The organism is Bradyrhizobium glycinis, from assembly GCF_016031655.1.
Taxonomy (GTDB): domain Bacteria; phylum Pseudomonadota; class Alphaproteobacteria; order Rhizobiales; family Xanthobacteraceae; genus Bradyrhizobium; species Bradyrhizobium glycinis.
The window spans coordinates 44437-57048 of sequence record NZ_JACCHQ010000006.1 but is presented as its reverse complement, the minus strand read 5'-3'; the positions used below and the strand labels follow the sequence as shown (position 1 = coordinate 57048).

Here is a 12612-nt window from a genome sequence, read left to right as displayed (position 1 = left end):
GATTGCTTCGCTGCGCTCGCAATGACGGTGTGGGAGCGTGCGCGCCCCCTTACGAGAAGAACGCAATCTTCTCGGCCTGGGTCATGCGGCGGATCGGGGCGAGCGGGTCGTTGGCCGGTGTGCGGGGTTTTTGCAGGATGCCGCTGGCGAGGATGGTGGCGCCGAGCGAGGCGTCGGACATGGATGCGGACTTGGACGCGGGCAGGGGCGAGGGCATCGGCAGCGTCGCGGTCGGAGCTGCCGCCAATGATGCCGCGGCCATGGCCGGTGCCTGCTGCTCCATCACTTCGGCGGCGGCTTCCGCGATGGCGTCGGTGAGGCGCGCGAGCGAGTCCAGCGCGATCGGCGCGTCCGCAGCGGGCTCTTCGGCGATGGCTGCGACGACCGGCTCGGCTGCGACCGGCTCCGGATGCTCGGTGGCAATCGGCGTCACGATATCCGAGGGCACCGGCCCCGGCGTCGCGGCTGCCATCTCCGCCGGCTCGATGATTTCGTCGAAGTGGGGATCGGGCGCGGCCATCTCCATCGCGATGGCCTCGAGGATGGCTTCGTCCTCGGCCTCGGCAGCGGCATCGAGCGAGAACTCATCGCTTGCTTCCGTCAAGGCCTCCGGCTGAGCGGCCGGATCTTCAAACGCGACGGCTTCGAGCTCGGCATCATCAGACGCGACGTTTTCGAGCACCGCGCTTTCGGCAGGGAGCTGGCTTTCGGCCGCGATCTCCCGTGCGGCGCCTGCGTCGATCGCCTGCTCGGCCATGGCGGCGGTTTCAGCGACGGCCGCAGATTCGACGGCTGCATCGAGTTCCGGAGCTGCTGCGATCTCTTCGCGCGTCTCCGTAAAAGCCACGGGTGCATCGCCCGACATCGCCGCAGGCGCCGTCTCGACGGGCGAGGCTTCTGCGACCGATGAGGGCGCCTCCTGCGCCGCAGCGGGCGCGGCCTGCGGCGTTGCGTCGCCGTCGAGCTGCTCGACGCGGTCCTTCAACAGATCGAACGCAGCCTTGAGCTCGACGCGGGGATCGAGGGTCGAGATCTGCCCGCAGGCGGCCTCGATCGAAGCCAGCTGCGAATCAATGAGGTCGCAGATTCGCCCGTCGGCGCCGATCTCGCGCCAGCGCCATGAGATCTCCTTGATGATGCGCACCCCGCGCGGGATCGGCGCGAGACAAGCCTCGATCGCGCCGGGATCGAATGCAGCGAATGCGATCGTCTCAGCCTCGCGGATGGCGCGGCGGATCTCGACCAGCGCCTCGGGCAAGCGGTCCTCGACGACCGGTTGCCGCTGTGCCGCAAGGGTTTCCTCGATTCTGGCGACCGCATCCAGCACCATGCTTGTGTCGGCATTGCGGTTGCGCTTGGCATACTCGCCGAGGAACCAGCGGCCGCGCGCGGTCTCCATGAAGGCTTCGCGGATCGCTTCGTAATCCTGCTCGTTCGGCGCGGCCGCGCGGGCAGACATGGGCGAGAGGGCGAATGCTTCGTTGGCCATGACAATCTCGTCGCGCAAATCAGTGCGCGTTACTGTAACGATCATCACGATATCGACCGAATCGCAATTGGTTTGATGCAGTCCGAATCACAAATCCCCATCGCGGCAGCGACCAAGCGGCGATTCGCCGTGAGCCTCGCCGTGTTCTATTCGGCCTTCTTTGCGGTTCTGGGCACGCATATGCCGTTCTTCCCGGTCTGGCTGAAGGCGATCGGCATCGACGCGGCCTGGATCGGCATCATCAACGCGCTGCCGGCGATCACGCGTTTCACCACGCTGCCGCAAGTGACCGCCTTTGCCGAAAAGCGACAGGCCATTCGCGCCGCCATCATGGTGTCGGCGCTGGCAACCGCGATCGGATTTACGGCGGTCGGCCTGCAGCAGCAGCCGCTGGCGCTGTTCCTGATCTACGCGCTGACCTGCATGATGTGGACGCCGACGATGCCGCTGACCGATGCCTATGCGCTGCGCGGTGTCGCCCGCTACGGGCTCGACTACGGACCCCTGCGGCTGTGGGGGTCGGCGGCGTTTGCCGCCGGCTCGCTCGCCTGCGGCTATCTCGTCGACGTCGTCGCTCCGCGCGAGCTGATCTGGGTCATCGTAGCCTGGGCCGTCGTCGCGGTCGCAGCCAGCCTGCTGCTGCAGCCGCTCGACGATCTCAGGCGGAGGACGCCGGAGCGGCACGCCGGCAAGCCGCTGCTGCGTGATGCCGGCTTCTGGGCCGTGATCGCGTCGGCGGCGCTGATCCAGAGCAGTCACATCGCCTTCTACACCTTCTCGGCCATCGACTGGCAGCTCCATGGCATCAGCGGGCTGACCATCGCTGTGTTGTGGACGCTGGGCGTGATGGCGGAGATCGTCGTGTTCGCGCTGTCGCCGCGCTTTTCGCTGCAGCCGTCCACGCTGATGGCGATCGGCGGCGTGATCGCCGTGCTGCGCTGGATCATCACCGCGAGCGAGCCGCCGCTCGTGCTGCTCGCGATCGCCCAGCTCGGCCACGGCTTTAGCTTCGGCATGACCATCCTCGGCACCATGAACCTCCTGGTGCAGCGCGTGTCTTCGCATCAGATCGCGCGCGGGCAGGGCTATTACGCCGCCTGCAACGGGCTCCTGGGCGCGGCGACCTCGATCGCGTCCGGCGCGATCTATGCCCGCATCGGCGACAATATCTATCACGTCATGGCCGCGATGGCCGCTGCCGGTGCCATCCTGATCTGGTCGGCGCGGCATCGCCTCACGGCTCAGCCCCAGAGCGAAGCGTCCGGCGGGTAGACCAGGCTGCCGTCATAACGCAGGCCATGGTCGCGGTCGCGCGCCAGCAGCAAGGGGCCGTCGAGATCGACGAAGCGCGCCTGCGGCGTCACCAGCATCGCCGGCGCCATCGACAACGAGGTCGCGACCATGCAGCCGATCATGATCTCGAAGCCGAGCGCCTGGGCAGCATCGGCCATGGCCAGCGCCTCGGAGAGGCCGCCGGTCTTGTCGAGCTTGATGTTCACGGCGTCGTAGCGTTCGCGCAAGGGCGCGAGGGAAGAGCGGTCATGCACGCTCTCGTCCGCGCAGACGGCGAGCGGGCGCCTGATGCGCGCCAGCGCCTCGTCGCGGCCTGCCGGCAGCGGCTGCTCCACCAGGGTGGCGCCGGAAGCGGCGCAGGCGGCGAGATTGGCTTCCAGATTGGCCTCGGTCCAGGCCTCGTTGGCATCGACGATCAGCTCGGATTCGGGCGCGGCCTTGCGCACGGCCGCGATGCGCTCGGGATCGCCGTCGCCGCCGAGCTTGATCTTGAGCAGCGGACGGTGTGCCGCCCTGGCGGTCGCGGCGGCCATGGCCTCGGGATCGCCTAACGAAATCGTGTAGGCCGTGGTGCGCTCCCGAGGCGCCGGGCGGCCCAGCAGTTTCCAGGCGCGCAAGCCAGCCGCCTTGGCTTCGAGGTCGATCAATGCGCAATCGAGGGCGTTGCGGGCCGCGCCTGATGGCATGGCGGCCTGGAGGGCCTCTCGCGTCAGCCCGTCCGCGACGGCCTCCTGCATGGCCTGGATCGCGGCCAGCGTCGCCTCAGGCGTCTCGCCGTAGCGGGGATAGGGCACGCACTCGCCGCGGCCGGTCAGGCCGTCCCGGCTGACCTCCGCCACGACCGCGACGGCCTCGGTCTTGGCGCCCCGACTGATGGTAAAACTGCCGGCGATCGGGAAGCGCTCGATTCGCGCCGCCAAAGCTGCAAATTTCATGGAAGTCATTTTGAACTCTGGCGAAATCTGAACCTGCTAGTTACCTCTAGCAACTAACATTAACCCCTTGGGGATACCTTCTCTGGGTAAGGGCGCGTGCGCAACCATCTGATTTTCTCCGCCTCGGCACGGGAGCGGACATGAGTGGCGATCCGAAGCTGGAACGGATTGCCAGGGGCAACGCGCTGGCACTGTGCGCCACCGGCACCTGGACCGCGAGCTTTGCGCCGGTCCTGGAGCGGATGGTGACTGAGGCCGAGAAGCTCGCAGGCACCCCGCAAAGCATCTTCATCGACGTCTCCGAGATCGCCCAGCTCGACACGTTCGGCGCCTGGCTGATCGAGCGGCTGCGCCGCAGCCTGACCAAGGGACCCGTCGAGGCGCAGATCGCGGGCCTCTCCGCCAATTATTCCAGCCTCGTGGACGAGGTGCGGCGGGTCAGGGCGACGGCCGTGGTCGACAGCAACCCGATCACCATCTCCGGCATGCTGGAGCAGATCGGACGGGCCGTGGCCGGCGTCGCCGGCACGGTGGCGGGCCTCGTCGACATGCTGGGCGCCGTGCTCGCGGCGTGGTTTCGCGTCCTGATCCATCCGCGCTCGTTCCGCCTGACCTCGACCGTGCACCACATGGAGCAGGTCTGCTGGCGCGCGGTGCCGATCATCGTGCTGATCACCTTCCTGATCGGCTGCATCATCGCGCAGCAGGGCATCTTCCATTTCCGAAGATTCGGCGCCGACATCTTCGTCGTCGACATGCTCGGCGTGCTGGTGCTGCGCGAGATCGGCGTGCTCCTGGTCGCGATCATGGTGGCGGGCCGCTCGGGCAGCGCCTACACCGCCGAGCTCGGCTCGATGAAGATGCGCGAGGAGATCGACGCGCTGCGCACGATGGGATTCGATCCGATCGAGGTCCTGGTGCTGCCGCGCATGATGGCGCTGGTGCTGGCGCTGCCGATCCTCGCATTTCTCGGCGCCATGGCCGCGCTCTATGGCGGCGGTCTGGTGGCCTGGCTCTACGGCGGCGTTCAGCCTGAGGCCTTCCTGCTGCGCCTGCGCGATGCCATCTCCATCGACCATTTCATCGTCGGCATCGTCAAGGCGCCCGTCATGGCCGCCGTGATCGGCATCGTCGCCTGCGTCGAAGGGCTCGCCGTGCAGGGCAGCGCGGAATCGCTCGGGCAGCACACGACCGCGTCGGTGGTGAAAGGCATCTTCTTCGTCATCGTCATGGACGGCGTCTTCGCCATCTTCTTCGCCTCGATCGGGATGTGACGATGGCTGGCGAGATTCAAAATCCCATCATCCGCGTCCGCGACATCACCGTGCAGTTCGGCGCTACACGCGTGCTGGACGGGCTCAACCTCGACGTCAAGCGCGGCGAGATCCTGGGCTTCGTCGGTCCCTCCGGCGCGGGCAAGTCGGTGCTGACGCGCACAATCATCGGCCTCGTGCCGAAGGTCGCGGGCTCCATCGAAGTGTTCGGCGTCGATCTCGATTCCTCCGGTGCGTCGCAGCGGCGCAACGTCGAGCGGCGCTGGGGCGTCCTGTTCCAGCAGGGCGCGCTGTTCTCCTCCCTGACCGTGCGGCAGAACATCCAGTTTCCGATGCGCGAATATTTGCGCGTCTCGCAACGGCTGATGGACGAGATCACCATGGCCAAGCTCACCATGGTCGGCCTCAAGCCCGAGGTCGCCGAGCGTTTCCCGTCCGAGCTCTCCGGCGGCATGATCAAGCGCGTGGCGCTGGCGCGCGCGCTGTCGCTCGATCCCGACCTCGTCTTCCTCGACGAGCCGACGTCGGGTCTCGATCCGATCGGCGCCGGCGATTTCGACGAGCTGGTCCGGACCCTCCAGCGCACTTTGGGGCTGACCGTTTTCATGGTAACCCACGACCTCGACAGCCTCTACACCGCATGTGACCGCATCGCCGTTTTAGGGAACGGTAAGATCATTGCGGCAGGGTCGATCGCGGACATGCAGGCCTCGCAGCATCCCTGGCTGAGGCAGTATTTTCATGGCAAGCGCGCCCGCGCGGTCATGGGTTGAATAGCTGGATCGAGTAGCCGGAGCACCTGATGGAAACGCGGGCGAATTACATATTGATCGGCTCGTTCACGCTGGCGGTGATCGCCGCCGCGATCGGCTTCGTGCTGTGGTTTCAGTCGCTGCACACCACCAAGCAGCGCAGCCCGCTGCGCGTCGTGTTCGAAGGGCCGGCGGCGGGCCTGCGCAACGGCGGCAGCGTCAATTTCAACGGTATCAGGGTGGGCGAGGTGGTCTCGGTGAAGCTGGACAACCCGCGGCGGGTTGTCGCACTCGCGATGATCGAGAACAACGCCCCGATCCGCAAGGACACGCTCGTCGGCCTCGAATTCCAGGGCCTCACGGGCGTCGCCGCGATTTCGCTCAAGGGCGGCGAGGAGGCTGCGGCCCCGCCACCACTCGACCAGGACGGCATCCCGACGCTCATGGCCGACCCCAACAAGCTCCAGGACGTCACCGAGGCGATCCGCGCCACGCTGCAGAACGTCAACAAGATCGTCGCCGACAATCAGGAATCGGTGAAGAACTCGCTGAAGAACCTCGAGACCTTCACCAACTCGCTGGCGCGCAATTCCGAGAAAATCGACGCCGTGATGGCCAAGGTCGACGGCGTCATGCTCAAGGCCGACAACCTCATGCTCGGCCTCAACACGCTGGCCGGCGGCAAGGACGGCGGCGAGCTGTTCCAGGCGGTGAAGTCGATTCGCGAGCTCGCCGAGGATTTCGACAAGCGCTCCGGCGCATTGATGGCCGATGGCCGTCGCACCCTCGGCGACATCAGCCGCGCCGTGAACAATTTCGACCGCAACCCGACCCGCGTGCTGTTCGGCGCCAGCAATTCGTCGCAAGCAGCCCCGCCGCCCGAGCCGCCCAAGCCGGCGGCAGCGCCGAGGCGGTAGGAAAGCGGGAGCGTTCGCGCGAGAGGGGAGAGTGTTCATGCTCTCTCCATCCGTCATTGCGAGCGAAGCGAAGCAATCCAGACTTGTCTCTGCGGCAGCAGTCTGGATTGCTTCGTCGCAAGAGCTCCTCGCAATGACGAACTTGTAGGAGTCAGCTGCGTAGCCCGGATGGAGCGAAGCGCAATCCAGGAAACTTGCCCTGCATTCCGCTTCGCTCTATGCGGGCTACGATTGCCCAAACAAAACGGAGGCCGTGAGGCCTCCGTTTTCATTCGTCGTTCGTTGTTATCCGCAGCTTACCCCAGCCGGCCGGCCGCGTGGGCCAGCAGCGTGTACACCAGACCCGTCTCCGAGATCAGGTGGCTGCGCAGCTCCTGCGGGCCGCGGCCGTCGCGGGCGACTTCGTCGAGCAGGCGCTCGAACTCGGCGACGTAGCGGTCGACCGTGCCCTTGAAGTTGCGGTCGGCGCGGTACTTGCGGGCGACCTCGTCGAAGGCCTTCTGGCCGGCGGGCGTGTAGAGGCGCTTGGTGAAGGCCTTGTTCTCGCCGCGCTGGTAGCGGTCCCACATCTCGGCCGCGAGGTTGCGGTCCATCAGCCGGCCGATGTCGAGCGACAGCGATTCCAGCGGATTGCTGCTCGCTTGCGGGGCCTGCGGCTGCGGCGCGGGGGCCGCGCGGCCGCGGGGAGCCTGACCGGCCGGCGCGCCCTGATTGGCGTCGGTGCGGTTGAGCAGGTCCGACAGCCAGCCGTCACGGCCCTGGTCGTTGTTTCCGGGCGCAACCGGTGGCGCTTCGGTGCGGCGTGCGGCCGGCATGCCGAGGTCCGGCGGCGGCAGCGTCGAGGCGCTGCCGATGTCGCGCATGCGGGTCTCGGGAGCGCGGCCGCCGACGGCGGCCAGCACCGGCTCGTCCTGGCGCTGCACGCTGGCGCGGCCCGCCGTGGTGACGTCGAGCCCGCGGCCGTGCTGGGCCACGATGCGGTTGAGCTCGGCGAGCGCCTCGATCTGGTCGACGATCACCTTGCGCATCTGCGCCGTGCTCTCGGCGGCCTCCTGCGGCATTTCCAGCACGCCGCGGCGCAGCTCGTTGCGGGTGGCTTCGAGCTCGTTGTGCATCTCGAGAGCCATCTGCTTCATGCTGGCGACGAGGTTGGTGAACTTCTCGGTCGACTGCTTGAACATCGCATCCGCCTCATCCGTGGTCTGGCGGTAGATGTCGTGCATCGCCTCGATGGTCTGCCGGTGCTCCTCTTCGGACGCCGCGCGCACCGCCTCGAACTGACGGGTGATCGCGGCCGAGCCTGCGCCGGCGGTCTCGGCGACGACGCGCGCGATGTCGCGGGCGCGCTCTTCGGCCGCGGCAAGCGATTCATCGAGCAGGCCGGTGAAGCGCGACAGCCGCTGGTCGAGATCGGCCGTGCGCAGGTCGATCGTGGTGACGAGCGATTCCAGCGCCTGCTTGCGCTCGGCGAGCGAGGCGGTGGTGTTCTTGTTGCTCTGCTCGACGACCTGCGCGGCCTCGACCAGCGCCTGGCCGTGCTTGTCGAACTGGACCGACAGCTCGCCGAGATCCTGCAGCGCCTTCGTGGTCTTGCTGTTGAAGACGTTGAGCTGCTCTTCCAGGTTCTGCGTCGCCGCGCCGTTGCGCGAGGTGACGTCGTTCATCGCCGAGACGAAGTCGGCGACGCGGGTCACCAGCGCCCGCTCGAGCGAGTTGAGGTTGTCGTGCGCACCGGTCAGCACCTCCTGCAGCAGGATGTTGCCTTCGCGCAGGCGCTCGAACAGGGCGACGGTGTCGGTACGCAGGATCTTGCTGGTCTCCTGCATCTCAGTGACGGCCGCGATCGAGACCTGGCGCGACTGGTCGATCGCCGAACGCGAGGCCTGCTCGAGGTCCTTGAGCGACTTGGCTACCGCGGTGGTGGCGACCTCGCTCGCCGCGTTGATGGTGCGGGCGACTTCCGAGCCGTTGCCCATCATGGTCTGCGAGAACGCCTGGCCGCGCGTCTCGATCGACTTCAGCGCATCCGAGGTGACGCGGTCGATGTCGAGCGTGAGCTGGCTGGTCTTCGAGCCGATCGCGTCCACCAGCGCGCCGCGCTTGGCGTCGATCATGTTCGACAGACGGTCGGCCTGCTGCTGCACGTAGGTGACGATCTCGTCGGTCTTGCCGGTCATGGCCTGGCCGAAGCTGGAGCTGGCGGCGAGCACCGAGCGCTCGACGTCGGCCGAGCTCGACTTGACGCGCGAGCTCGCCTCGTTGGAGGCCGAGATCAGCGCGTTCTGGGCGTTGAGCGCGCTGGTCTGGATGTCGTTGGTCGCGTTGGCGGTGGCCGCGCTCAGCGTGCGCTCGATCTCGGTCGAGATCGTGCGGATCTGGCTCGCGGCGTCGGCCGAGGTCGAGGTTAGCGAGATCTGGGCCTCACGCGCGCTGTTGAGGATGGTCGAGGCGGTGTCGGCGCCGACCGCGGTCAGCGTGCGCTCGATGTCTGTGGTCAGCGACTTGATCTGGCTCGCCGCATCGGTCGAAGCGGAGATCAGCGTGCCCTGGGCCTCGCGAACGCCGCTGGTGAGCGCCTCGATGGTAGCGCCGCCGGCGGTCGCCAGCGCGCGCTGCATCTCGGCCGCGAGCGAACGGACCTGGCTGGTCTGCTCGGCCGAAACCGCGAGCAGGGTGGTCTGGGCGTCGCGGGCGCTGGTGGTGATCGTCTCGGCAGTGGTCTGGCCGACCTGCGAGAGCGAGCGATGCACTTCGGCCGCGAGCGACTTGACCTGGCTCGCCGCATCCGAGGATGCCGTCACCAGCGTGCTCTGGGCCTCGCGGGCGCCGCTCATGATGGTCTCGGCCGTCGAGGTGCCCGCCATCGTCAGCGAGCGCTGCACGTCCGAGGACAGCGCCTTGATCTGGTTGGCGGTCTCGGTCGAGGCGGCGATCAGCGTGCTCTGCGCATCGCGGGCGCCGGCGGTGATCGACTCCGCCGTGGCGGTGCCGGCCATCGACAGCGAGCGCTGCACGTCGGCGGTGAGCGTCTTGACCTGGCTTGCCGCATCCGAGGACGTGGTGACGAGGGTGGTCTGCACCTCGCGGGCGCCGGCCAGGATCGAGGCCGCGGTGGCAGAGCCCGCCGCCGAAAGCGTGCGCTCGACGTCGGCCGCGAGCCCCTTGAGCTGGGTGGAGGCTTCGCCCGAGGCCGCGACCAGCGTCGACTGCGCTTCGCGTGCGCTGGTCAGGATCGAGTTCGCCGCACCGGTGCCGACCGCGGTCAGCGCCTGCTCGACCTCGGCCGAGGTCATCTTGAGCTGGGCGTTAACGTCGGAGGAGACCGTCAGCAGCGACTGCTGAGCGGTGCGCGCGCCGGTCTGGATGGTCTCGCTGGTGTTGACGACGAGGTTGGTGAGCGAGCGCTCGGCGTCCTCGACATGCGAGCGGATCGCGGTCGAGATCATCTCGGCGCGGGACATCATGTCCTCGCTGGCCTGGCGACCGCTGCTTTCGATGCGGCCGGCGACGGCCTCGACGCGCGAGCCGAGCAGGTCCTCGAACTGCGCCACGCGCACGTCGATATCGCTGGCGACCGAGCCGACCTTGGTCTCGATGGCCTGCTGGATCTCCTGGAAGCGTGCCGTGACCGTGTCGGTCAGATGCGTGCTGCGGCCGTCGATGACCTCGGTGACGCCGGTAATGCGGCGGTCGACCGCCTCGATCGCCTGCGCGGTGCCGTCGGTGAGCGTCGAGGTCAGCAGCGTCAGGCGCGTGTCGATCGACTGCACGGCCTGGGATGCGCCGTTGGTCACGGCCGTAGTCAGGTAGGTGAGGCGCGAGTCGATGGACTCGAGTGCCTGCGTCGCATTGCCCGTCAGCGTCGTCGTGAGGTGCGTCAGGCGCGTATCGATCGTCTGGATGGTCTGCGATGCGCCGTCGGTCAGCGAGGTCGTGAGGTGGGTGAGGCGGGAGTCGATCGACTGGATCGCCTGCGCGGCACCGTCGGTCAGCGACGCCGCCAGCGTGTTGATGCGCCCGTCGATCGTTTCGGTCATCGACTTCGCGCGGCCGTCGAACGACTGCTCGAGCGCGGCGACGCGGCCGACGAGCTGCTCGTCGAAGGTCCTGATGTGGCCTTGGATGGTGCCGTCGAGGCTGGCGATCTTGCCGTTCAGCGAGGCGTCGATATTGCCGATGCGTTCGCCGATCGTGGTCTCGAACTGCGCGAGGCGCTGGTCGAGCACCGCCGTGATCTGGCCGCCGTTCGACGTGAAGCGGGTGTCGAAACCGTCGACATAGGTCTTCAGCGTCTCGGCGATGTCCTGCGTGCGCTGGCCCATGCGCTCGACGATCTCGCCGCCGAAGGTCTTCACGGTGCGGTCGAACTCGGAGATGTGGCGGGTGATCAGAGCGCCCAGCGTGCCGGAATCGCGGGCGAACTTCTCGACCAGCTCGGTGCCCTGGTTCCTCACCAGCTCGTCGAACGCGCTCATCTGCAGCGACAGCGAATCGTGCGCGGTCTCGGTCTGGCTGACCACCTTGGTGACCAGGGCGTTGACGGTGGCGTCGAGCGCCTCGCTGGCCTTGTCGCCGCTCGTCATGATCTGGCCGGCGAGGCGGTTGCCGGCGTCGTCGATCTTGGCGGAGATGTCGTTGGACCGCAGCTCGAGCTCGAGCAGCAGCGAGTCCGACGAGTTCTTCAGGCTATCGTGCACCTGCTCGGTGCGCTCGGAGATGCCGTCGACGATCGCGGCGGAACGCTGCTCGAACTCGCCGGTGATGCGGTCGATGCGCTCGTTCAGCATCTCGTGGACGCGGTCGGCGAGGTCGACGAACTCGTCGTGGACGTGGCCGGTCTTGAAGTTGAGGCTGGTGGTCAGCCGCTCGCTGGCGTCGAGCACGGCGCGCGTGGTCTCGTTGCTGGCTTCCTCGAGGCGGTCGAGCAGGTCACCGCCGCGCTCGCCGAGCGCCAGGATCATGTTGTCGCCGGCATTGCTCAGCGCCTGGGTGATGTGGGCGCCGCGCTCTTCCAGAGCGCCGGTGATGGACTTGGCCACCTCGTCGACGCGGGAGGCGATCGCGTCCGAGATCAGCGCGATGTCGTGGCGCAGGTCGATCTGCACGCCGGAAATGGCGCTGCGGACCTGCTCGGCCTGGCCGACCAGGTTGTCGCGCTGATGCGCGATGTCCTGGAGCAGAGCGCGGATGCGCACCTCGTTGTCGGAATAGGCGCGTTCGAGCGCGGCGACCTCGTTGGCCACCAGCGTCTCGAGCTCGCCGGCGCGCGCGATCGCACGCTCGATGCCGTCGCCCATCGCCGCAACCTCGCGGCGGATGGCCTGGCCGACGGTGACCATGGAATCGGAGGCCGAGCCTTCCGGCTCGGAGAAGCGGATCGCGACCTGCGCCATCGCCTGTGCGATCATGCGCATTTCCTGGCCGCGCCAGACCAGGCTCGCGAGGAAGTAGAACAGCATGATCGGCGCGAAGAACATCGCGACGAGGCCGGCGATCACGAGCACGCCGCCGCTCTGGCCCATGGCGGCCTGGATCGAGGGCAGGAAGCCGACGGTCAGCGCGGCGCAGGCGGCGAGCCAGATGCCCGCGAAGATGGTGGCGAAGGTGTAGACGCTGCGGGCGGGGCGGCCCTTCTGCAGCGCCTGGAGCAACTGGCCGATGGTCTCGCGATCGTCGTTGGCGGCGCGGCGCGCGGTGCGCGGCTCCTCGATCGGGTCGAACACGGTCGACCGCTCATTGGCGGCGGGGCGCGGCTCGAAGCTCGGCTCGTCGAAGACGGGAGGCGCGGCCGGCGGCACCGGGGGCGCCGCTTCGTTGCGCATCGCGGCGTTGCGGCTGGTATCGGCCGCCGTGTCGCTGATGTTCAGGGCTTCCTGAATCGCAGAAAGCGCAACTTCTGTAGGGTCTTTGACCTTTTTCGGAGTGTTCGCCATGTTCAGTCCGAGCCCTCGT

At 67.7% G+C, this 12612-nt stretch carries 7 protein-coding genes; 4 read left to right on the top strand and 3 right to left on the bottom strand.

The genetic code is table 11. The features are described 5' to 3' along the window. Window positions 1–49: 49 nt before the first annotated feature. Window positions 50–1489: a hypothetical protein gene (locus tag HZZ16_RS11775; RefSeq protein ID WP_197948623.1), complete on the bottom strand. Its 1440-nt coding sequence runs from the start codon at window positions 1487–1489 to the stop codon at window positions 50–52. Between the two features lie 75 nt (window positions 1490–1564). On the opposite strand from HZZ16_RS11775, the gene HZZ16_RS11770 reads away from it, so the two are divergent. Further along, window positions 1565–2761: an MFS transporter gene (locus HZZ16_RS11770; protein WP_197948622.1), complete on the top strand. Its 1197-nt coding sequence runs from the start codon at window positions 1565–1567 to the stop codon at window positions 2759–2761. Here the strand turns inward: HZZ16_RS11770 and dgcA are convergent. Continuing rightward, window positions 2731–3726, bottom strand: coding sequence for an N-acetyl-D-Glu racemase DgcA (gene dgcA, locus HZZ16_RS11765; RefSeq protein WP_197948621.1), 996 nt, complete (start codon window positions 3724–3726; stop codon window positions 2731–2733). The genes HZZ16_RS11770 and dgcA overlap by 31 nt on opposite strands. A gap of 131 nt (window positions 3727–3857) precedes the next feature. On the opposite strand from dgcA, the gene HZZ16_RS11760 reads away from it, so the two are divergent. Genes HZZ16_RS11760 through HZZ16_RS11750 form a run of 3 tightly spaced genes read left to right on the top strand, consistent with a single transcriptional unit; the run spans window position 3858 to window position 6660 of the window. Next, the gene (locus HZZ16_RS11760) at window positions 3858–4991 is read left to right on the top strand and encodes an MlaE family ABC transporter permease (protein WP_197948620.1); all 1134 of its coding nucleotides are present in this window, start codon (window positions 3858–3860) and stop codon (window positions 4989–4991) included. A gap of 2 nt (window positions 4992–4993) precedes the next feature. Then, entirely contained in the window at window positions 4994–5764 is a 771-nt protein-coding gene (locus HZZ16_RS11755) for an ABC transporter ATP-binding protein (RefSeq protein WP_197948619.1), read from the top strand. Between the two features lie 29 nt (window positions 5765–5793). After that, window positions 5794–6660: an MlaD family protein gene (locus HZZ16_RS11750; protein ID WP_197948618.1), complete on the top strand. Its 867-nt coding sequence runs from the start codon at window positions 5794–5796 to the stop codon at window positions 6658–6660. A 296-nt stretch (window positions 6661–6956) separates the two neighbouring features. On the opposite strand, the gene HZZ16_RS11745 is transcribed toward HZZ16_RS11750, so the two are convergent. After that, a complete protein-coding gene (locus tag HZZ16_RS11745) occupies window positions 6957–12593 on the bottom strand; it encodes an apolipoprotein A-IV repeat region-like domain-containing protein (protein ID WP_197948617.1) in 5637 nt (1878 codons plus the stop codon). Between the last annotated feature and the right edge of the window lie 19 nt (window positions 12594–12612).